A 23,606-nucleotide genomic window follows, 5' to 3' on the forward strand; every position below is an offset into this window, starting at 1 on the left:
GGTAAATGTTTATAGACACACAAACAGTGGCCAAACAAAGCCTCTGCACTTATCGGATATGGGGCTTGTTCGATGCTTTCTATATTGCGTGGATGTGCATCACCAGCTGGAAAACTGGGCGTGTGCCGTATATCAGCGACGCCCAATCGACCCTATCTTTGCTTGAACAACAAGGTGGTTCAACAACAGCGATCGTGGCCGCATCCTGGCTTTTGCAAACCTCCATCGTAGCCACATGCATGATGTTTCTATGCCGTATTCGCCTAGTTAAATTCTTGGCGTATGCACAAATACCTTTGCGGCTGTTTTTCCTCGTGCCTTCCGTTTCACTGATTCTAGCTACCGCAAAACTCACTCAGGGTTTGGGTCAGTTTTTCTTACTCCTAATCATTGCATCCGAGGCTCTGAAAGGCTGGACGCTATGGAGGCTCAAATGACGCCTACAGACTGGCTCAACGCCCAACTCGCTCAACAGCGTGAACTGCTGCTGGTAATCGACCGGCTGGCCGAACCGGACCCGGTGCAAGGCTTGTTCAGTGCAGACCTGATGCAGGACTACGTGAATCTCTATCAGCGCACAGCGTTTGCCGATCTGGCAGACGTTGGTCCATGGCTGGTTCGCCTGAGCAATCCACATGCGGCATACATTCAAGACCTGCTCAGCCAACCAGAACAGCACTGGGGTTGGCTGGCCAGTGCACCACGCGTTGATCTGCGTGAACTGACTCAGCACTGGCAAGACCGCTTGCTGATTGAAGAGGAACAACCTGCGCTTTACCGTTTTCAGGACAACCGCGTCATCGCCCGCCACCTGACAGGCCTCACAGAAGAACAGCGCCCATTGCTTCTGGGGCCGCTGAGCAGTGCGTTGTACTGGGACGGCGAAAACTGGCAGTCCTGCGACAATACCAAGCCGCGCTTTTACCCAGCGCCATTCGACAAACCCTGGCTGGAGTTGGCCGAGCCAGAAGTGGTAACAGACGAAGTGCTGCGTCACAACCTGACGCAATGGCTCTGGGAAAACCACAGCGGCGAAACCGCCGAGCTGGCCGAAACGCGCCTGCTGGATGAATGGCTGACAGAGCAATTGAACACAGCCAAACGCTGGCAATGGCACAGCACCGAACAACTGCAATTCTTAGTGCTCAACCAGCTAAACCCCGAACTCGTCGAACACCCGGCTTGGGCCCCCTTGAGCGGTGAAAACGCCGATACACACTTTGCCCGTGTCAGCAAAACACTGGCTGCGGCATCCCCCGTAACCGAGGCCAAACCACAGTGAAACTCCACGCCCTTGCACGATCACTGATTAGCCTGCTGCCAATAGGGCTGCTGGGCCTATCGCTCAGTGCCTGCGGCATTGGCGAGTCGCTGACGGCCAAGACTTTTACCTTTAAAGGTGAGTTGCCTGCTGATTTCTCGATCAAGGCGCAAGCGCACTATAGCGTCGCCAATAAGTGCGCAAACGGCCGTAGTAAAGCCAAGTCATTCACAACTGAGTTTCAGAGCACACCGCAGCAATACAACTTCGATATTCCGGTGACCTATCGCGATGGGCTTTGCGAAATGAAATTGGCCCGTGTCGGCCTGTTTATCAACGGCCGCTATGGCGAGAAAGACTGGCAGCAAACTTACTATAACGGCGAGTTGCGGATAGTCGATGAGCTACCCGAGAAAGCACCTGACTTTCAGGCCGACGACAGCCTAACTAAGCGAGCGGAATGTACATGGTGGTTCCAATTAAGTACCGCCAAATCTCGTTTGGGAGAAATTAGCAAGCTGCTTAACTGCAAAGGAGCTGGAGCCTACCTAGTAGTCGATACGCTACCAGGGAAAACCGTTCAACTGGATTTCCAGCTGAATCCGATCGAAAAGCCTGCCATCGCCGAGACATGGATTGAGTTTCCAAATGGTTGGAAGCCCTGTGTGGATGAGGTCACAGAGAAGGGGAGATGGATTTGGTGCAGAACTCCACCTCTGTTTAAAACCTTCAAGATGAACGGGCAGGAATGCACCGTTTACCCCAATTGCACGGAGTGATCAGGGATGAAGCTTTCACCTAGCATCCGCGCTATGCGCACATTGTTATGGCCTGCCTTATTAGGCCTATCGCTCAGCGCCTGCGGCATTACCGAGTCGCTGACGGCCAAGACGTTTACCTTTAAAGGCGAGTTGCCTGCTGATTTCTCGATCAAAGCGCAGGCGCACTATAGCGTCGCCAATAAGTGCGTCAACGGCCGTAGCAAAGCCAAGTCATTCACGACTGAGTTTCAGCGCACAGCGCAGCAATACAACTTCGATATTCCGGTGACCTATCGCGATGGGCTTTGCGAAATGAAATTGGCTCGGGTTGGCCTGTTTATCAACGGCCGCTATGGCGAGAAAGACTGGCAACAAACTTACGATAACGGCGAGTTGCGGATAGTCAATGAGCTGCCGGAAGGTGCGCCGGACTTTCAAGCTGACAACACGCTAATCAAGCAAGCGAAATGCACGTGGTGGTTTCAGTTGAGCAAGGCTAGGGCTCACAGAGACGAAATTAGCAAACTGCTAAATTGCAAAGGTGCTGGAGCCTACCTAGTAGTCGATACGCTACCAGGGAAAGCCGTTCAGCTGGACTTTCATGTAATCCCTGAAGAAGAACCATCTCACGATGACACATGGGTGAAATTTCCTGAGGGTTGGAAACCTTGCCTCCCCAAACCGGGATGGCCGAACTGCCAAAAACCACCTGTATTCAAAACTTTCAAAATGAACGGGCAGGAATGCACCGTTTACCCCAATTGCACGGAGTGATCAGGGATGACCAGCTCAAGTACAAACAACTCCAAAACCCTTGGCTGCCCACTCCTTAGTAGTTGGGTCAGCTTTCGTTTGGTAGATGAATATGGCGAGGGCAAGTCTTACGCTGGTTTGCCGTATAAACTACATGACAAGCAAGGACAGCTATTTGAAGGAAATTTAGATAACGATGGCTTCGCGAAAGTTGAGGGTTTCTGCAGTGGCCCTGCAGTCCTTGAAATTGACTCTCTAGACAATGGCGAGCTAGACCCTTGGTATAAGACACTCGCAATTAGAAAGTCTTTCGCGCTGCCCTTAACAGCCCTGCAAGTAGCCGCCGAACAATCCCCCTCCGGCCCACGACGCTCAACGGGCAAAACCTATCTCGCCGAACAACGTGCTCTGCGTGAGCACGCAAGCTTTATGCGTGTGGAAGTCAGTGATTTTGTTGAAGACACTGCGCATTTACCGGAAGCAGACTCACTGTGGAACCCCAAGCCTTCAGCCAGCCTGAAGCAAAATGCGGGTCAGGCTAAAGTGCATGGCGGCGTGGCCTTAAGGCCCAATATGCATCATGTGCTGGAAGTTAAAGCCCTGCGCGCATACAGCCCGCTACTTTCCCGCACTGCTGATTTTTGCGCACTGAATGCTTATCACCTCTCAGTGATGACAGCGTTTGTTTACGCACCGTTTAGCCAGACTAAAGATGAAGACGCTGCTTATCAGTCGTTCCCCCCGCCTTATACGCTAAAGGGCAGCATCGGCAATGTGTTGTGTGAACAACTACCGGGCTTAATCAAGCCGACCTTGTTCAATGGCGCTCAGTACGATTTGCTCTGCGAGGAAGTGCCCTACTCTAAACGCCTGGAGGTCATGCCGTACGACCCCGAGCGCTATGCCGAGGAAGCCGCACAAGGCTGGAATAACCCGGAAGACGTGCATTTCCTCTATGACGAAGCAACGGAGACGCAAGCCTTTATCACCCATAACGACAAGGTGGTGCTGATCTCTGTGCGTGGTACTCAAGAAGACCCCGATAAGTTGCGCGATATGGATGCGCGGCAAGTTCCAATCGAAATGGAGGATGGTGTAGGGCAGGCGCACAGGGGATTTTACGAGGCGTTTAAGGCCGCTAAGAAATTTACCCAGCGTTATCTGGATGCCTTCTACTCAAACGACCACACCATTATTGTCTGTGGCCACAGCTTAGGTGGTGCCATTGCCCTGCTTCTAGCCGAGTGGGTACGCCGCCAATGGTCTGAGAATGTCCAGCTCTACACCTTCGGCGCCCCCCGCGCGGCTGACAGTGCGTTTGTTAAAGCCGCAGCCGCTTTAACTCATCACCGCATCGTCAACCATAACGACCCGGTTCCCTCCGTCCCTGCTCCATGGATGGATGTGGAGTGGCGCATGCTTGCAGTTGGCGCTGCCTTTAAATTCACACCAATTGTCGGGGACGCACTGCTATACGGCGGTTTGGTCAATCTGGCTGGGGACCCGTACGAGCATCACGGTAAACAACGTCACCTTATGCCTCGCCTGCCGAATGGAGGCAGCAAATTGGCCATTCTTTGGGAGCCGGGATGTGCCGAGCTGACGGAGAACATTTGCAGCCAGTATGTTGAGAGTCTCAAGCTCGACGGGGATATGCCTGCACGGGACTCACTCCTGGATCAAGCACTCCAAGCCGACGAACACTCCAGCGATGGTGGTTACAGCCGCTCGCTGTTAACAACCCTGTTGCGCTGGATAGCCAGTATCGACAGTCGCAACGGACGACTGTTTACAGATAACGAACTGGCCGACCTGCAACAACAGGCCAAAGAAATCGACGGAGCCCTGGAAAGCTGGACACCCATGCAACCGTTCGCTTTTGCCAAAGAGCTTATCAAGCTCGGCCTGCTGAGCCCTCTGGCAACTGCCGATGAGGTTAATAGGCGCTATGAGGCAGATCTGGCCCATGCACGCAAAGTCAGCCGCACGCAGCGAGCAGGCTTAAGACAGGCCGTAGATCGCCTGCTCGCACAAGCCGAACGCCCCCTAACACCAGCCGACGTTTTTGGCGAACACGCCCAAAACCCCGAACTGGAAAAGCTCGTCAGCGAATGGCGTGCCATTGATGCCAACGCCAAGGCCGAATACCTGGCAAAAATCAGCACAACACCTTCAAAGGTCTACGCCTGACTTGTCGGCGTAGCCCCATGGATTTGCACTATTTCAACGGATAAGGACCGTCGCTATGCACCTTTATAGAAAGACCCTCCCCCTGCTCGCCCTGGCCATTCTGCTGGCCGGTTGCAGCGGCAATTACAAATTCAACGATGACGAATACCGCCCACTTGGCGATCCACAAGTAGTAAAGCGCTCGCAATAAGCGCAAGGAGTAACTAACCATGGAACTGGTCTTCGATATGGTGAGCGCCCAGCAGTTTGTGCCGGGGCTTTTGACCACCAAAACCTTCAAGCAGGCTGGCGGCATTATTGGCCGGGCGGAGGATTGTGACTGGGTGATCCCGGACCGCAAGCGCGTCGTATCGAGCCATCATGCCGAAATCAGTTACCGCGACGGTGCGTTCTATATCACCGACACCAGCAGTAACGGCATTCAGCTCAAAGACAGCGGCGCAAGCCTGCGCAAGAATCAGCCGCACCGCATTGAACATGGCAGCACTTACTGCATCGGCGAGTTTGAAGTGCGCGCACGGCTGGTGCGTGACCCGGCGATTTTCGAAAGTGAGATCGGCATTGCGCAACCCGCTGGCAGCATCATTCCGGACGATGCGTTTCTTGACCTCGACCCGCTCAACGCCATCGACCAACAAGAGCGTGTGTACGCCGAGGTTGATGACCTGACTGCGGTGCTGCGCCCGGCCTCAAACATGCAGAAGCAGCAGCAGGATTACGCGCAGATCGACGAAGAGAACCTGCTGATCCCCGAGCTGATCGTGCCGCCAACACCGCCCAAGCCGAAACCGGCTCCGGAGCCCGAGCGCCTGCCGCCGACCTTCTGGGAGAAGTTCGGTGATGCGTTGGGGGTGAAGCTGGATGATCTGGATGACGACGCCCGCGAAGCCCTCGCGCTTAATGCTGCCAGCCTGCTCAAGCAGAGCATTGGCAGTTTGCAGCAAGCCCTGCGTACCCGCAGTGAGTTGAAAAATGAGCTGCGTCTGGCCCTGACCACCGTACAGGGCGCCAGCAACAACCCACTCAAACACACCAGTGACAGCAGCGAAGCGTTGCATGCACTGCTACGCAGCAACAAGACCGGCCAACTCAAGGCCGAGCAATGCATCAGCCGCAGTTTCCGCGATTTGCAGGCGCATCAGGTGGCGCTGGTTGCGGCCAGCCGCGCTGCGGTGAAAAGCATGCTGGAGCAGCTATCGCCGGATCAGTTGAACCTGCGTTTCGAGCGCGAGGGCAATAAACCCTTAATTGCCACCAATGGCAGCCGCTGGCGCGCCTATCAGCGCCTGTACAGCAGCCTGCAACGCGATGATGACTGGTCGGACCGCATCTTCGCCCGCGACTTTGCCCACACCTACGAAGAACAGGTTCGCCTGATCGCCACACTCAACACTGAAGTTCAAGGATGATGTTCATGTCCCGCTTACTCCCACTGGCCATGCTGGCCTCTCTGCTCGTGCTCGGCGGTTGCTCTGCGCTGTCGCCTTACTCGCACCTGACCAAGCTCGACCTCACGCTAAAAGGCAGTGTTGAGCTGAACCCTGACCTCAACGGCCGCCCTTCACCAATCGTGGTGCGACTGATCGAACTGAAGCACCCGGTACAGTTTGAGACGGCGGATTTCTTCTCGCTGTATCAGCGCCCGAAAGAAGTCCTCTCGCCGGATATGGTCGCCATCGAGGAGCTGGAGCTGCGCCCCGGTGAGGAGCGCGAGTTGAAGCTGTCGGTGGATCAGGACAGCCGCTACGTCGGTGTGATGGCCGCTTACCGCGACCTGCCGGAAAGCAACTGGCGCGTGGTCATTCCCGTGACCAAACAGGAGCGCACGCAAAGCGTTCTGACCCTTGATGCCCAAGGCATCAAGATTCAGGGCGAGGAATAAGCCATGACCAAACACAAAGTAGTTTGGCAGGAAGGGATGCTGCTACGTCCGCAGCATTTCCAGCAGAGCGACCGGTTTTACGATTACCAGTTGAAAACCCGCACGCAAAAACTGACCGGTTATGCGTGGGGCTTTTTCGAGCTGGAGTTCGACCGCCAATACCTGAATATGGGCAAGGTTGTGGTCAGCAAGGCCAGCGGCATTCTGCCTGACGGCACCCTGTTTGATATCGCCACGGAACAAACCGGGCTGATCCTGGATGTGCCCCCAAACACCGGTAACACCCCGGTGTACCTGGCCCTGCCGCTGGTCACCGGTAACCACATCGAAAGCCGTCGCCCAGAACAGGAAGATGTGCTGGCGCGCTTTATTGCCTTCGATACCGAAGTGACCGACTCCAACGCCGGTGACAGCGCCACCAGTCAGGTCAGCTGCGGCCGCCCAAACTTCCGCCTGTTACTCGGCGAGCAACAAAACGATCAAGCCTACGTAAAGCTGAAGCTGTGCGATGTGCTCGATACCACGCCCGATGGCGTGATCACACTGGATGCCGAGTTCATCCCAACCTTCGTCAACTTCCAGGCCTCCAGCTACCTGCTGAGCTGCCTGAAAGAAGTGGTCAGCATGCTGGCTCACCGGGGTGACATCCTCGCTGAACGCATCCGCTCTACCGGCAAAGTCGGCGGTGCGGAAGTGGGCGACTTTATGATGCTGCAACTGATCAACCGCTTTGAGCCGGTGCTGCGTCATTACCTGAACATTGAGCAGGTGCACCCGGAGCAGATCTTCCGTGAGCTGCTGGGTTTGCTCGGTGAGCTGGCGACCTTCTCCAGTGAGGTCAAACGGCCAGGGCTGGATAACCGCTACCTGCATAGCGACCAAGGCTTGAGCTTCCGCAAGCTGATGGATGCCATTCGCCAGGTGCTGTCGATGGTGCTGGAACAGCACGCCATCGAAATGCTTCTGCAACAGCGTCAGTACGGCATTCAGGTGGCACCACTGCACGACCACAAACTGCTGGGCACTTCCTCGTTCGTCTTGGCCGCCAGTGCCGAGTGCGACTCCGAAGAGCTGCGTAACCGTCTGCCGGCTCACCTCAAAGTCGGTCCTGTCGAGCGCATCCGCCAGCTGGTCAACCTGCACCTGCCGGGGATCAAGGTCAAACCGCTGCCAGTGGCACCGCGGCAGATTCCTTTCCACTCCGGAAAAACCTACTTCGCCTTGGAGCTCAGCTCTGAGGATTTGGCACAGCTGGAGCGCTCAGGCGGCTTTGCCTTCCACGTGTCCGGGGAATTCTCCGGGCTTGAGTTGAAATTCTGGGCGATCAGGAACTAATCATGAATAACAGGGATAGAGACTACGGACAGGACGACAAAACCGTCATCCTCAACCGTAATGGCGAACCCGCCGCACAAAGCCCGCTGACCGACTTCGCTGCTGCGCCGAAATTCGAACAGCTTGAAGAACGCATGATTTACGCCGCGCGCTTGCGCCCGGCAGAAAGCTTTAACGTCAGCCTCAATCCACTGGTGGCAGCTGCCGCCGAGTTGCTGTCAGAGGTTGTGCGGCTCAAGCACAGCTTGGAGAGCGAGGATATGGATGCGCTTAACCAGCGTCTATCCAGGTCCATGAAACTGTTTGAGCACCGCGCCCTGCATGAAGGCGCCGAAAGCAGCCAGGTCATGGCTGCCCGTTATGTGCTGTGCACCGTGGTCGATGAGGCCGTGGTGACGACCACCTGGGGCAACGAAAGCGAGTGGTCGCAAATGAGCTTGCTGTCGAGCTTCCACAACGAAACCTTCGGTGGTGAGAAGTTTTTCCAGCTGCTTGAGCGCCTCTCCCGCAACCCGGTGAAACATCTGCCCATGCTGGAGCTGATGTACCTGTGCCTGTCTCTGGGCTTTGAAGGCAAGTATCGCGTGCTGCCACGCGGCATGCTGGAGCTGGAGGCGGTACGCGACAGCCTGTACCGCCAGATCCGGCAAATGCGCGGGGATGTGCCGCGTGAAGTGTCGCCGAACTGGCAAGGCCTTAAAGACACACGCCGACGCCTCGTGCGCATCGTGCCATGGTGGTTGGTTGCCCTGTTTACCCTGGTCTGTCTGATTGTGATGTACAGCGGATTTGCCTGGGTTCTGGGCGAGCAGCGGGAAACCATTCTGCAGCCGTTTGAGCAACTCGACCCGACTGCGGGGCACACCATGGATGATGACCAATGAAGAGTTTTTTCAGCAAATTAGCGGCCTTTTTCCGCAAAACATGGGTGTGGAGCCTGTGTCTGATTATTGTCCTGGCGCTGCTTATCTGGTTTGCCGGGCCACTGCTGGCAGTCGATGACTACAAGTTCTGGGAATCCCCCGTCAGCCGCTTGCTGACCATCTGCCTATTGGTCCTGATCTGGGGCCTGTGCATGGTCTACGCCAACTGGAAGGCCAATGTCCGTAAAAAGGCCGAGGAGGAGGACGAAGCGGCTCAGGAGCGCCTGCGCCGCGAAGGCCAGGTCAATGATGAGCAAATGGAGCTGCGTCAGCGCTTCAAACAAGCCCTGCACACTCTCAAGCGCTCCAGCCTTTACCGTGGCCGCAGCGAACGCTGGCGCAATGACCTGCCCTGGTACTTGTTGATCGGTCCTCAAGGCGGCGGCAAAACCAGCCTGCTGGACTTCTCCGGTCTTGATTTCCCACTTAACCGGGGTGAAGAGCAGCGCCTGACCAAAGACGTTTCCGGCACCCGTTATGCCGACTGGTATTTCGCTGATCACGCGGTGCTGATCGACACCGCAGGCCGCTACCTGACGCAGCCCGATCAGGCGGTAGACGGCAGCGCCTGGCAGACTCTGCTTGGCCTGTTGCGCAAACGCCGGGCGCGTCCACTCAATGGCGTACTGGTGAATATTCCGGTTGATCAACTGCAAAATGAAAGCGAAGTCGAGCTGGAGAAACTGGCCCGTCAGACCCGCATGCGTCTGCAGGAAATCCATCAGCGCCTGGGCGTCGATGTGCCGGTTTATCTGGTGCTGAGCAAAGCCGACAAAGTCCTCGGTTTTGAAGAGTTCTTCGATCAGCTGTCACGTGAAGAAAGCGATCAGGTGCTGGGGGCAAGCTTCCGCAAAAACCAGAACCCGACCGACGTACAAGTGGTGCGCAACGAGTTCGAGGCTCTGCTGCATCGCCTCAACAGCCAGGTCATCCTGCGTATGCACCAAGAGCGCGACACTCAGCGCCGTGGCCGCATTCTCGACTTCCCGCATCAGCTTGGCCTGCTCGGCGAGCGCCTGTGCCTGTTTATTGAGCTGGCCTTCAGCGGTAACCGCTATCAGCGTGCCAGCCAACTGCGTGGTTTCTACCTGACCAGCGCACCACAGCTCAAAGAAGCATTGGATGAAAGCACCAGCGGCATCGGTCGCAACTTAGGCCTGGCCAGCAGTGCACTGCCGGTTTTCCGCACCGGTAAAGCGCGCTTTATTCATCACCTGCTGAGCCGGGTGATCTTCCCTGAAGCGGATCTGGCCGGGCTGGATAAGAAAGAAGTTCGCCGCATCGACTGGGGTCAGCGCGCCATGTACGCCATCGCCTTGGCGTGTCTGCTGGTCTTTGGCCTGATTTGGGCTAATGGTTTCTCCAGCAACAATGGCCGCTTGGAGCAACTGCGCAGCCTGGCGCAAAAACTCACTCAGGAGCACAAGCAACTGAGCGTGCAGGACGACACCTTGCGTGTGCTGCCTGCGCTGGATCACAGCTACGCAGCCACCAACGTGTTCCCTCCGGTGGGCGATGTGTCCTATCTGGAACGCACGGGGCTGTATCAGGGCGAGAAGGTAGACCCGACGCTGTACCGGGCTTACCGCAGCGAGCTGGAGGCACAGCTGCTCAGCCGTGTCGGCCGTCAGCTGGAAACCCAGATTCGCGCCAACATGGACGACCGCGAAACCCTGCTCAACAGCCTGCGCGCCTACCTGATGCTGAACCTGGAAGAGCGCCGCGACAAAACCTTCCTGCAAGAGTGGATGGCGGCCGACTGGTCCCTGCGTTATGCCGGCAACAGCGCCGGACAGCGCGGCCTGAACGAGCACTTCGAGCGCTTGCTGAGCGAATCCTTCACGCCCTATTCGCTGAACGAACCGCTGGTGGCACAAGCTCGCCAAGTACTGCGTAGCGAGTCCCTGGCTAACGTGGTCTACCGCATGCTCCGCGAGCAAGCCCGCAGCCTTCCAGAGTATCGCCTCAGCCAAAAGCTCGGCCCGCAAGCCGCGCTGTTCTCCGGCAGCGACTACAGCATTCCGGGGTTCTACACTCAGGCCGGTTACCAGAAGATTTTCACTGCGCAGGGCGCCGACTTGGTGCGTGAAATCCTGCGTGATAACTGGGTACTGGGCGAAGGCGAAACCCTCAGCAGTAACGACCTCAGCCGTCTGCTGGTGGAGATGGAGCAGCTGTACTTCCGTGACTACGCCAACTACTGGGGCGAAGCCATCGCCAAACTGTCACTCGACCCAATCGGCAACGCCACCCAAGGCGCGCAGCAACTGGCAAGCCTGACCGCTGCCAACTCACCGCTGCTGCAACTGCTGGTGGAAGTCCGCGACAACACCCGCTTCAAAGGCCTTGCCGAAGCCGCTGACGAAGCCGGTGCAGCCGCTGCCGCATTGGGCGAAGCCAAAGGTAAAGTCGGTAAAGCCGCTAAGCTGGCGGCTGCCGCTGCGGAAAAGGCTCAGGAGAAACTGGTCAAGCTGCCGGACACCGCCCGCAAATCGCTGGAGCGTCGTTTCGAACAACTGCATCGCCTGTTGGATGACAACAGTGGCGCAGGCCCGGAACTGGCCGCCAGCTTGCAGGCACTGGATGCCTTGCAGATGCAACTGACCGGACTGGCCAACGCCAGCGCCCCGGATCAAGCCGCCTTTGAACTGGCCAAGTCCCGTATGGGCGGACAGCGTGACGCCATCAACCAAGTCCGTGCCAGCGCCGCACGCCTGCCACAACCCATCAATGGCTGGCTGACGCTGCTGGCGGAAGACACCTGGGCACTGGTGCTCAACGATGCCTATCAGTATCTGGATCAGCGCTACCGCAGCGAGCTGTACAGCGCTTACACCAGTTCCCTGAAAGAGCGTTATCCGTTCAACGCCCACAGCGCCAGCGATGTCGCCGTGGCTGACTTCCGCGAGTTCTTCAAGGCTCAGGGCATTGCCGAGCGCTTCTTCGACAACTACCTCAAGCCGTTCGTCAGAGGCAGTGCCGGGCAGTATCAAATGCGCCGTGTCGATGGCCGCACCCTGCCGCTGTCCCGCGAGTTCCTGCTGCAGATGAGCAACACACAGACCATCCGCCGCATGTTCTTTGCCGAAGACCCGAACGAGCCGAAAGTGCTGTTTAAGCTGGAACCCTACTCTCTGGACTCCAACTTGAGCCGTGCTGACTTCACCTTTGGTGATCAGACTCTGGAATACCGTCACGGGCCAATCGTGCAAACGGCGTTTAGCTGGCCAGCCAGCGCCAACGAAGGCCGGACAACACTGGTGGTCGAGGAAATCGCCGGGCGTAAGGTCGGCCTTGAGAAAAACACCGGGCCGTGGTCGCTGTTCCGCCTGATCGACCTGATGCAGGTGGACTACCACAGTGGCCGTGACGTGCTGATGATCAAGGCTGATCTCGGCGGCCTGCGCGCCAACTACTTGCTGCACAGCCAGCGCACGCCGAACCCGTTCGACCTCGGCTTGCTGCGTAGCTTCAAACTGCCGGCGGCGTTGTAATGACGGCAGTTGCTACACGCTGGCGCAGTGCCGCACGCAGCGACACGGGCAAGGTGCGCAAACGCAACGAAGACTCCGTTCTGGACTTACCAGAACGGGGCCTGTGGGTGGTTGCCGATGGAATGGGCGGCCACCAAAACGGCGCCCTTGCCAGCCGCCTGATTGTTGAAACCCTGGCAGAACCCAGCGACGGCAATTTGCAGGAGCGCTTGGATGAACTGCGACGGCGTCTGCATGAACTCAACCGCCTGTTCGATCAGGAACTCACCGTAACCGCCGAGAACCCTGACCCGGTAATCGGCAGCACGGTGGTTGCCCTGCTCATTGACGACAACCGCGCCGTCTGCGTCTGGGCGGGTGACAGCCGCTGCTACCTGTGGCGCAACAGCCGCCTGTATCAGCTCACCCGGGACCACACCCTGCTGCAACAACTGATCGACGAGCAAAAGGTCTCTCCTCAAGAAGCCGCCCGGCATCCTTCAGCCCATGCTCTAACCCGCGCCATCGGTGCCGGAGAAGAGCTGAAGCTGGAGCTACTGGAACTGGATGTCCTGCCCGGCGATGCCTTCATGCTCTGCAGCGATGGCTTATGGGCTGGTGTTTCAGCAGACGAACTGAGTGCCGCACTGAACCTGCCCTCGCCGCAGCTGACCTTGCGCCGCCTGTTTGATCAGGTGTTGGACGGACCGGCGCGGGACAACTTAAGCGCCGTTGTTATTCGCCAATGAGGATTCAAGGATGAACGAGCCTCTGTTCGAATCAACATCGCCCGAGGAGCCAGCCGCCAGTGACCTCACCTACTTCGCACTGGCCCAAACGGCAGCCAAATCAGCAGGGCAAGCAGAAGCCCAAAAGGCGGAAGTAACCTTAGCGGATCTGCCCGAAGTACTCAGCGGTCGCTACAAGATCGAGCGTTTACTGGGTGTTGGCGGTATGGGTGCGGTCTACCGTGCACGAGACTTACTGCGGGAACAGTTTGGCGACCCCGAACCCTATGTCGCGCTGAAAACCCTCAACGACGACTTCGCCGAATACCCCGACGCCAACGCCCTGCTCTACAGCGAATATGCACTTACCGCACGCCTGCGCCACCCTAACGTGGTGCGACTGTTCGGCTTCGATGTGGACATTAATAGCCAGCGCGCCTACCTCACGCTGGAGTTACTCAAGGGACTGACGCTGGATCAGTTGCTCAGCACCAACCCCGATGGCATAGCCTGGAGCGACGCGCAAGAAATCGCTTGCGCCCTGCTCGATGCCCTTAACTATTCACATAGTTTGGGTGTGCTGCACGGCGATATAAAACCCAGCAACGCCATACTCGCCGACGACGGGCTGCGCCTGTTTGACTACGGTCTCGGCCAGCCGCTGGAAGGCATCTTGCCCGGCCTGCCACGCCTGTGTCGCAAACGCTTTTCGGCTTGGACGCCCCGCTATGCCGCATTGGAGTTGTTGGAAGGTGCCCCCATCAGCCCATCAACCGATGTTTACGCGATTGCCTGCGTTATTTACGAGCTAACCAGTGGCAAGCATCCCTTCCGTCGCTTAAGCGCCAAGCAGGCGAAAATCACAGAGCTAGATCAACGACTGCACTGCCCCCAACACTTACCTTCACACTGTTGGCCTGCGCTGCGAACGGCGCTGGCTTTTGAAGAAGCTCAACGCACGATCACCTGTGCCGAGTTGCTGCAAGCATTCCGCCAGCCTGCGCCGACGCGCTGGGAGCGCTGGTTCGGGCGTCGCTAAATGCGGCCTTTAAGGACGATGGATCAATAAGGATATCGCTATGTTCAATCCAGCCAACGAAACCCATTTCAGCCTGCATATCCCCGGCCTCAAGCACGATCTGCAAGTGCTCGCCTTTGAAGGCCGAGAAGCCATCAGCCAGCCTTATCGCATTGAAGTTGAGGCGGTCAGCGAAAACCCCAATATCGACCTCGCCGAGCTGCTGCACCAGCCGGTTTTTCTCGGTTTTACCCCAGAGGGGCTGGGCATTCACGGCCTGATCTATCAGGCCTCCATGGGCGAGTCCGGCAAGCGCCTGCACCGCTATGGTTTGAGCATCGTGCCGCAACTGTCCTACCTTGGCCTGCGCACCAATCAGCGAATTTTCCAGCACCTGACTGTGCCGCAAATCGTGGCTCAGGTACTGGAAGAGCACGGCATTCTGGCGGGTGCTTACCAGTTCGCCTTGGGCCCAACCGTTTATCCCGAACGCGACTACTGCGTGCAGTACGACGAAACCGACCTGCACTTTATTCAGCGCCTGTGTGAAGAAGAAGGTATTCACTACCATTTCCAGCACAGCAAAGACGGCCACGTACTGATCTTCGGCGACGACCAGAGCACCTTCAGCTCATTTGGCCGGTCCACGGCCTACCAGCAAGACACGGCTTGGTGGCGGATGAAGGCGTGGTCAAAAACTTCAGCGTACGAGTGGAAACCCGCACCAGCCGGGTCAGCCGCCGGGACTACGACTTTGAAAAGCCCAGCGTGCTGATGCATGCCGACTACAAAGGCGATCAACCCAATAGTGACCAGCAGCAACCCGATCTGGAAGACTACGATTACCCCGGCCGCTTCACCGAGCGGGATCGCGGTAAGCACCTGAGCAAGCGCAACCTTGAGCGTCATCGCAGCGACTACCGCCTTGCCGAAGGGCGCAGCGACCAGCCGATGCTGCTCAGCGGGCACTTCCTCGAACTCAGCGAACACCCGCGCGCCGACTACAACGACCTGTGGCTAATGCACCAAGTCCTGCACGAAGGCAAACAGCCGCAAGTGCTGGAAGAGTCGGTCACCAGTCATACCGATGTGAAAGACGGCTTTCAGCAGGGATACCGCAATCGCTTTACCGCCACACCGTGGGACGTGCCGTTCCGCCCACCGCTAAAGCATTCGAAACCGCGCATGCTCGGCAGCCAGACTGCTGTCGTCACCGGCCCAAAAGGCGAAGAAATTCACTGCGATAAATACGGCCGCATCAAAGTGCAATTCCACTGGGACCGCGAAGGCCAGGCCGACGATAAAACCAGCTGCTGGCTGCGCGTCGCTTCCAACTGGGCAGGCGATCGCTATGGCGGCGTAGCGATTCCGCGTATCGGCATGGAAGTGCTGGTGACCTTCCTCGAAAGCGACCCGGACCAACCGCTGGTGACCGGCTGCCTGTTCCACGCCAAACACATGCCGCCCTACGAGCTGCCTGCAAACAAAACCCGCAGCACCTTCAAAACCCTCAGCACACCGGGCGGTGGCGGTTACAACGAATTCCGTATTGAAGACAAAAAGGGCGCGGAGCAAATCTACCTGCACGCCCAACGCGACTGGGACGAAAACGTCGAGAACGACCAGAAAATCCGCGTCAGTAACGAACGCCATGATCTGGTCGAAGCCAACAGTTTCACCGAGCTAAAAGCGGAAGAACACCTCACCGTCCGCGCCGACCGCAAAGTCGAAGTCAAACCCGACGACCACCTCACCGTTGGCATCAGCCAACACATCAAACTCGGCACCGCCCAGCTGACCAAAGCCGGCCGCGAAATCCACCTCAAAGCCGGGCAAAAAATGGTCATCGAAGCCGGCACTGAACTGACCATCGCCGCAGGCGGCAGCTTTATCAAACTCGACCCCGGCGGCATCACCATGAGTGGCCCGATTGTGAAGGTGAATGCGGGAGGCTCGCCGGGCAAAGGCTCCGGCATCGGCATCAAACCGCCAGTGCTACCGGGTATGGCGGACAGTGATAAGGCAGGGAGTTTGTTGGACCAGGCTCAAGCTGCACCACTAGAAGCCAAGAGCCGAGCGCCACGCGCCTTAAATTTCTCGGGTTAACAAGAACCTTACGCGAGCCGTCAGACGCCCTCTTGACAGGATTAGGATTATCCAATGGCTAACAACACCCCAATTAACTGGGCATATCCGTTTAAGCTCAAAAACGCCAGTAACAACCCTCTCGAATACCTGAACCAGATGGCCAAGGCCAACGCTGGCTTTTATCCCATAGGCAACAATGGAATTTGGCACGGTGGCGTACATTTTGACGAAGGCACTGCCGCCGCATTCGATCAGTCCAGTATTGCCTGTATTGCTGATGGGGAAGTGATTGCCTATCGGGTCGACGAAAACTACCCGGTTACTGAATACCCCAAGACGCCGCAACTCTTAAAAGCGCCCTTCTCAAGCAGCTTTGTACTGGTTAAACACACACTCCAGCCACCACAGCCTCAACCTGCTGCCGAAAATACTAATGCGGCCCCCGCCAAACCCGCCCCAAGCATCACCCTTTACAGCTTGTATATGCACCTCAAATGCTGGAACGAATATGAGCTGGATGAAAAGTTAGAACGCCCAGCTTTCTGGGAGGCCTCTTCTTACACAGTAAATACACAAAAAGATCCACTTACCGTACGAGCGGCCCCTCAAGAGAACGCACAGTCACTAGGTAAGATCAGCAGGGGCACCAAAGTACGTGCATCTGGAGCTGGGGCGTACCTCAAGCTAGAAGAAATTATCAGTGGCAATACTGAGCCTGCGTTGAAAGCAGGTGGTCAAGAAAGCGTACTGGGATTCATTGGTTCGGCTTTATTAAAAGCCGAAAGCAAACCCAAAGCTTTAAAGTCAGTGGTCGTGTTAGATACTCCCATACCCATTAAGGCCGGAGCCCTCATCGGTCATTTGGGCACGTATCAAAACCATAACGGCAGCGCACAACCATTACTGCATCTGGAAATCTTCAGTTGTGACGATGTGCCAGGCTTTATTAGCCAGAGCCGTGCATGGGCCAGCCAGTTTCCAGTCAAGGACAAAACCCTTCTAAAAGTACACAAGGGTGCCAGCCGACTGATTAAACACCGCCCAGATATCAGCGCTACCAACCCACCCAAACTGACAGACGATAGCCAGCCTGTAGGCGTTGACCTGATTATTCCCCAGGCTTATCTGGATAGTTTGCCAGCAACCCACAAACTCACAGTCAAAACGCCAGCCAGTGCAAGCCTTCCAGAACAAACCACCCACTGGTGGCACCTTGAAAACCTGCTCGCTGATGCCCAAGGAAATCCCATCAGTGGCTGGCTGGCCGAACAAGAGCTAATCACCACCCGCCACAGTCCATGGGAATGGGAAGGGTTTCAATTCATAGAGGACACTGGCACTCCACTGGAGAAGCTTGCCTATAACCTCAATGCCCGTGGTCAACTCACTGCGGACGAGCAACATAACTATCGCGCTCAAATCAACAAAACCGACGGTGGACCCATTGTCGCCACAGCCCGCCTCTATGAGATTGTTGATAGCAACAAAGACGGCGTACTCACCAGCGACGAAATACGTACCGCCCTCAGCAAGCCTTGGCATGCCCAAGTGCTCGGTCAGCTAATTGTTAAATACGAAAGCGAGTGGTTCTGGAGTGCAGAGAAATGGAACGAACTGGACCCATTACTAGCCTTGGAGGGTGCAGTTTGGGAGAAAGAAAAACAGCGTATTCAAGAGCTAAGTTGGTGGAATGAATTAACTGAAGAGTTTGGGGCAAATGGGGCTGCGTGGCATTTCCATCCTACAACCCCTGCCTTCTTACCAAACTCAAAAACAATTTCCGAATGCAAAATATGTGGTAGAGACATCTCTATCACACATGAGTTAATGGACAGAATCAAAACCAGTAAGACGAGCGAAGAATTCGTGAACGGCTTTATTGAAAGCATGAACAATCTATCCACTAGATACGGGATAGATAGCTGTAGCCAACTGAAACATCTGCTAGCACAGGCGAAACACGAAACACAGGGTTTTTCAAAGTTTAGAGAATCGCTTTACTACTCAAGCTACACAGCAAAATCACTATATGCCATGGCTCCAACAGCCATCAATAATGGATTTGTTCGAAAAGGAATAAAATTCAACTCTGAGCAAGAAAAAATGAAATACATCGAGGACCATCTACTAAAAAATGATGCAGGCTACGGAAACCATTGCTTTGGTTCAAATGAATATCCTGAAAACGACTATCGCGGTAGAGGCCTACTTCACCTTACACACTTCGGAAACTATGACGACTGCGCAAAAGAAATTGGAAAGCCAATATCTGAGAACCCAACACTAGTCGAAAAATATATACCTATAATTGTTGAAACAGGGCTTTGGTTCTGGAAGAAGAACAACTTAAAACCATTAGCAGAAAATACTCAAAAAAGCAGCGATGAAAATGTAAAGCTAATCACCAAGATAATTAATGGCGGATACAAAGGACTGGCCGAACGAACCCAATACAAAAGAGAGATAGACATCATATTTGAGGAGTTATATAAAAAATGCTGAACATAAAGAAAAACCTTGCAACTGCGACATTTAGCTTAATACTTTTATTCTCATCACAATTGTTCGCCAATACAAACTGCAAGACCGACAACATTGCCAGCGCGCATCCTCCCTTAGAAACTAATAGCAACATACAAATTGAATTCAACATTTCAGATATTCCTGAGGAGGGAAGCACTGATGCATATCCAATCTCGGTATCTGCAAGAAATTGCCTTACTAATGAGTCAAGGAAAATATCGACCTTACCGTATCTTGGCGACCCCGGAAAAATAGAGAGCGCATTTATACTGAATGAAAAAAAATATAACAAGAAAAGACTTTATATAATTCAGAGCACCGCAATCACATCTGATACCGGAATCTCATACAATTCAGACTTCTTCACTGTAAGTGTATTTGATGAAAAAACAGAAATGGAGTACTCGCTCAACAAAAAGCTGAGTGATTTCTTCGGCTCTGGCGGAGACGTGGCAACACAAGAAGATAGCGACTTTATAGACTACTCTTACCCTTACAAAACCAAGAGAGCCATTGAGGAGACACTAATGTCGAGAGGTTTCAAAAATTGGTCACTAAACAAACCCAGTAAAGCAAAGGTCATAGACAAAGTGTTCATATATGAATACCCAAGCATTGCAGACAAAACACCTAAATACCTAATCCAGAATGACATAATTGTAGTCAACGACCAAGCTTCTGGCTGGTTAAAGATCTCATATAAAACTGCCAGAAGCGGAATCATCGAAGGTTGGATTCCCTGCAGTAAAACAGAAATTTGTGAGAGCAATCAAAACACCTCTAAAACACATCAAAAAACAGCGTCCCATAAATAACAAACTCACAACAATAGACTACTAAAAAGTTAATTTCTTGTGGCAGATTAGCAATTCAAATCTCAATTATTAAATGGTCAGTTTTATACACCACATAAAAACCAACCTCACAAGACAATACCAGCATGACAAAAGTCAAGAAGTTTATTTTGATTTTCGCGCTTTTTGCAGTCTTCTACTATGCTATAGGCACCACCTACTCCGCACCTACCCAGAAAACAGTTACTTTACAAACAGAAGATGCAGAGTTATCTCTAGAACAGCCAAGCCGCGGCGAGTTTAGTGAAGTTTTTCACACGAATAAAATGAAAAAGCAAAAGCTATTTACGAGTGGCAACTCCCTATACAGCATTGATACCGAAACAGCACTATCTCCCCAAAATAAATATGCACAGCTAAATAAAATAACACTGGGGTCAACTAGTCAATCTACAGATGAAGAAGAATATGAGCGTGCAGACTGCGCGTTTATTGAAATGTCTACCGGCTGTATCGTGCGCATTGAAACCGGCTCATTTTGTGGGGGCGAATGGTCAGAAAAAGATGACTTATGGAAATTCTCAGGATATGAATCAAATATAGACATACTAAATGAATCTTCTTTATCAATTAGCGAAAAGTCAAATCTGCTTTTAGAATGGGATGGGGAAGATAATCTTTCGCGCTGCGGGCTTTTTAAAAACAAACACGGAAACTGATTTAAAAAAGGGAACAACTCTATTTTCAGCTCAACAAAAATCTAATAAATAGTTATGTTCCCTTTCTTATATGTCAGATAGCAAACCACTTAACTGGGCCTACCCATTTAAGGCCAAAGCAGCTGAAGGCGAAAACGCAGGCAACGCAACGCCTGAGCTTTACCAACAAGCCCTGACCAAAGCCAAAGACGGCTTCTACCTATTAGGCCGCAACGGCCTGTGGCATGGCGGCGTGCACTTTGATGACAAAACGGCGGGATTGCTTGATCAGTCGGCAATTCATTGCATTGCCGATGGCGAGATCATTGCTTACCGCATAGATGCTAAATACCCAACCTCGCGGTACTCAGATGGACTGGAGAGGCAATTTTCAACAGGGTTCGTACTGGTTAGACATAAACTGGAACTGCCGAGCGTCCCGGCCACAGCCAACACAACTACTGAGTCCGAGCAGACCGAAGGCACGCCATCTAATGCAGAGACCCGCTCGGCAAACACCCAAGTCAACACAACTGCCGATGCCCCTAGAGAAGCGCTCACCTTCTTCAGCCTCTACATGCACCTGATGGATTGGAACAGCTACGAGCTACCAGATGCCCCCACACCGCCACCATTTATGGGGGATTCGGTGTATAGCCTAAAGCCCGATAAGGCTACCAACGCATTTACAGGCCTGCGCGTTCGCTCGGAACCCGGCGGTAACGTTATTGCACTACTGCCTAAAGGCTGCAAGGTACGCACAGGGGATGCACATGCAACGTCCTCAAAGTGGGTTGAGCTGCTTGAAGTGATTGATGGCCAAGCGTCACCCGCCCTTACAGGCGCTCCGCTAGGCTGGGTATTCCGTAGCGAAATGGACGCGACAGGTGAGGCTGACACCTATCTGATCGGAGAGAAAGCCAACGACCTCGAACCTAGCCTACTCAACGCCAAAGGCTTAAGTGTCCGCAAAGGACCGAACTTTCGAAGCGCTGAAATGGGTCATTTGCCTGTCGGTGCAAAAATTCGCCTAGAAGCAGGTACAGGTGCCTATCGTAAATTGGTTGAGGTGGTTGAGGGACAGAGCGTCGTCCCTCATGCCGGTAACAGTATTCACAACATCAATGGCTACGTTCACTTTGAATCGCTACAGGGCGAGCAAAGCAAACCCGAAGTAGACAGCGTGCAAGTGCTGGCCACTCCCCGCCCGATAAAAGCCGGTGAATTGATCGGCCATATGGGCCAGTACCAAAACCTAAACGACGCCCAGCCGCGCTCGTTGCTACACCTTGAAGTCTTCTCGTGTGAGGACGTTCCCGCCTTTATCGAGAAGAGCCGCGCGGTTGCACAAAAGCTACCTGCTGATCAGAAAACCCTGATCAAGGTACATGCCGGTTCCAGCATCAAACAGCCCTCAGAGGCAGACACACAGATTCCAGCAGGTATAGACGTAGATATCAGCGCTGACTCCCCCAAGGAAGGTCACTGGGTCAAGGTGCAGCAGTATGTCGTTGTAAAAGCCAACAAGTCAGAATTGGGTGGCTATGTCAGCGCTACAAAATCCTATCCATTGAATGCTGCTCAGAAGTCCGCTCTTGCAACCAAGGCTGGTGTCGAAGTTAGCAAGATGCCTGATACCGCAGACTTCCTATTGGAGTCTTACGACGCTGACGGTAACGGTGCGCTGCCATATTCCGGTGGCAGTATCCCCGCGACACACCCGATGCGCAAAGTAGGCATACGCCTGACAGGCACATACTGGATAGAGCGCAGCCAGCTCAACGCCCAAGGCCAGCGCAGCAGCACGGCAGGGTCACTGCAAGCCTGGACTGAGTTCCCGCTTACCAACGCCAACCCCGGTCAGGAATCCGGCTACGACTATATTCTTTCAGGCGCTAGCTGGGCAGACCTACCCGCAACTGCGAAAGCCGTAGCACCCGACCAAACACGTTGGTGGTACGTCACCGTAGGCGGCAAAGAAGGCCAAGACATCTCCGGCTGGGTTCCGGAAATCGACCCTATCATTTCCAAACACTCTCCTTGGGAATGGCCCGGCTTTACCACGATCGAGGATCACTCTTCATTGGTTAGCCAATGCTCAAGAAATCTCGATGCAACGCAGTGCATCACAGGTGAAGAGCAGCAAACTTACGCCGCCATGATCGAACAAACCGAACGCGGCCCGATCTTCAGCAAGCTCTACGACATCATTGATGGCCAGAATCCCACAGGTGAACGCGACGGAAAGCTAACACCGAAAGAAATCCGTACCGCACTTGAAAAGCCATGGCTTGCACAGAGCATTTCACAAATCATCACCCATCATGAAAGTGAGTGGTTTTGGAGTGCAGCTAAATGGAATGCTCTAGACACGCTGATGGTTGAGGAGCCTGGGCATATTAATCAGGACTGGGAAGTTGAGAAGAAACGGATTGAAAAATTGAATTGGTGGACGGACTTGATTGGGCAGGATGATATTGCTGAGAGTGGAAATATTTGGCACATCCATTGTTGCTCCATAGCATGCAAATTCAGTAAAAACAAATCAGCAATAGACGTTGATAAGTTTATAGCTTTATACACTGCCCAGCATCAGGACTTTAGAGAGGACACTACACCACTAGGCGAGCAATCTAAAAGAAATTTAGAAAAGCTATTGAACAGTATAAATGAACATCTAATAGTATCGAATGTCAAAGTCAATGTATACGAGCTCGCATACATGCTAGCCACAACAAGACATGAGACATACCACTACTTATCTGGCGAATATTTTAGTGAAAAACCAGAGATAGGTGACTACTCATACTTTAATAAATATGATCCAGTATTAGCCAGCACTGCGGCGCATCGAAAAAGAGCAAAAGAAAATGAGAACACAAAAGAGGGTGATGGTTTTAAATATCGGGGGAGAGGCTGCGTTCATTTGACATGGAAAAAGAACTATAGAATATCATCAGAAGCAATCGGCGTTGACTTTGTAAACAACCCCGACCTTGCAGCAGATTTTAAATATGCAGTCCAAATAATGTTCTGGGGAATGAAATCCGGCGTTTTCACCGGGCGCTCTCTATCTGACTATATAAATAAAAGCCAAGTTGATTACAAAGGCGCAAGACGGATAATTAATGGACAAGATGAAGCCGAGCTAATTGCATCATACGCAAGAAATTTTTAAT

The 23,606-nt window shown here is 54.0% G+C and carries 17 protein-coding genes and 1 pseudogene; all 18 read left to right on the forward strand.

The genetic code is table 11. The annotated features are described in order from the left end of the window. The first annotated feature begins 5 nt into the window (after positions 1-5). The 18 genes and pseudogenes from WG219_20790 to WG219_20875 all read left to right on the forward strand — a co-directional run bounded on the left by WG219_20790 (position 6) and on the right by WG219_20875 (position 23,605). Positions 6-437 (forward strand): hypothetical protein, encoded by a 432-nt coding sequence (locus tag WG219_20790; GenBank protein ID WXL25702.1) that lies wholly within the window; start codon positions 6-8, stop codon positions 435-437. Beyond that, positions 434-1,282 carry a DUF4123 domain-containing protein gene (locus WG219_20795; GenBank protein ID WXL25703.1) on the forward strand — a complete coding sequence of 283 codons (849 nt, stop codon included), beginning with the start codon at positions 434-436 and terminating at the stop codon, positions 1,280-1,282. The genes WG219_20790 and WG219_20795 overlap by 4 nt, the downstream gene beginning before the upstream one ends. Further along, on the forward strand, positions 1,279-2,040 hold the full coding sequence (locus WG219_20800; protein WXL25704.1) for a hypothetical protein: 762 nt from the start codon (positions 1,279-1,281) through the stop codon (positions 2,038-2,040). The genes WG219_20795 and WG219_20800 overlap by 4 nt, the downstream gene beginning before the upstream one ends. 6 nt (positions 2,041-2,046) lie before the next feature. After that, positions 2,047-2,796, forward strand: coding sequence for a hypothetical protein (locus WG219_20805; protein ID WXL25705.1), 750 nt, complete (start codon positions 2,047-2,049; stop codon positions 2,794-2,796). A 6-nt stretch (positions 2,797-2,802) separates the two neighbouring features. After that, positions 2,803-4,965, forward strand: coding sequence for a lipase family protein (locus tag WG219_20810; protein WXL25706.1), 2,163 nt, complete (start codon positions 2,803-2,805; stop codon positions 4,963-4,965). Positions 4,966-5,020: 55 nt separating this feature from the next. Further along, a complete protein-coding gene (locus WG219_20815; protein ID WXL25707.1) occupies positions 5,021-5,155 on the forward strand; it encodes a type VI secretion protein in 135 nt (44 codons plus the stop codon). Positions 5,156-5,174: 19 nt separating this feature from the next. Then, on the forward strand, positions 5,175-6,374 hold the full coding sequence (gene tagH / locus WG219_20820) for a type VI secretion system-associated FHA domain protein TagH (protein WXL25708.1): 1,200 nt from the start codon (positions 5,175-5,177) through the stop codon (positions 6,372-6,374). 5 nt (positions 6,375-6,379) lie between these two features. Then, entirely contained in the window at positions 6,380-6,847 is a 468-nt protein-coding gene (gene tssJ, locus WG219_20825) for a type VI secretion system lipoprotein TssJ (protein WXL25709.1), read from the forward strand. A gap of 3 nt (positions 6,848-6,850) precedes the next feature. Continuing rightward, positions 6,851-8,182 (forward strand): type VI secretion system baseplate subunit TssK, encoded by a 1,332-nt coding sequence (gene tssK, locus WG219_20830; protein WXL25710.1) that lies wholly within the window; start codon positions 6,851-6,853, stop codon positions 8,180-8,182. A 2-nt stretch (positions 8,183-8,184) separates the two neighbouring features. After that, positions 8,185-9,066, forward strand: coding sequence for a type IVB secretion system protein IcmH/DotU (gene icmH / locus WG219_20835; GenBank protein WXL25711.1), 882 nt, complete (start codon positions 8,185-8,187; stop codon positions 9,064-9,066). Next, entirely contained in the window at positions 9,063-12,599 is a 3,537-nt protein-coding gene (gene tssM / locus WG219_20840; protein WXL25712.1) for a type VI secretion system membrane subunit TssM, read from the forward strand. The genes icmH and tssM overlap by 4 nt, the downstream gene beginning before the upstream one ends. Continuing rightward, positions 12,599-13,327, forward strand: a complete 729-nt coding sequence (locus WG219_20845; protein WXL25713.1) for a PP2C family serine/threonine-protein phosphatase — start codon at positions 12,599-12,601, stop codon at positions 13,325-13,327. Before tssM ends, WG219_20845 begins: the two co-directional genes overlap by 1 nt. A gap of 10 nt (positions 13,328-13,337) precedes the next feature. Continuing rightward, positions 13,338-14,345 carry a serine/threonine-protein kinase gene (locus WG219_20850; protein WXL25714.1) on the forward strand — a complete coding sequence of 336 codons (1,008 nt, stop codon included), beginning with the start codon at positions 13,338-13,340 and terminating at the stop codon, positions 14,343-14,345. A gap of 40 nt (positions 14,346-14,385) precedes the next feature. Continuing rightward, positions 14,386-16,430, forward strand: a pseudogene (gene tssI, locus WG219_20855) (type VI secretion system tip protein TssI/VgrG). 54 nt (positions 16,431-16,484) lie between these two features. Beyond that, a complete protein-coding gene (locus WG219_20860) occupies positions 16,485-18,914 on the forward strand; it encodes a glycoside hydrolase family 19 protein (GenBank protein ID WXL25715.1) in 2,430 nt (809 codons plus the stop codon). Next, positions 18,908-19,750, forward strand: a complete 843-nt coding sequence (locus tag WG219_20865; protein WXL25716.1) for a hypothetical protein — start codon at positions 18,908-18,910, stop codon at positions 19,748-19,750. Before WG219_20860 ends, WG219_20865 begins: the two co-directional genes overlap by 7 nt. A 125-nt stretch (positions 19,751-19,875) precedes the next feature. Continuing rightward, positions 19,876-20,448 carry a hypothetical protein gene (locus WG219_20870; GenBank protein WXL25717.1) on the forward strand — a complete coding sequence of 191 codons (573 nt, stop codon included), beginning with the start codon at positions 19,876-19,878 and terminating at the stop codon, positions 20,446-20,448. A gap of 70 nt (positions 20,449-20,518) precedes the next feature. Then, complete coding sequence (locus tag WG219_20875) at positions 20,519-23,605, forward strand: glycoside hydrolase family 19 protein (GenBank protein WXL25718.1); 3,087 nt, start codon at positions 20,519-20,521, stop codon at positions 23,603-23,605. Position 23,606 lies beyond the last annotated feature (1 nt).

The sequence above is a fragment of the Pseudomonas mendocina genome (genome assembly GCA_037482215.1).
GTDB lineage: Bacteria > Pseudomonadota > Gammaproteobacteria > Pseudomonadales > Pseudomonadaceae > Aquipseudomonas > Aquipseudomonas mendocina_E.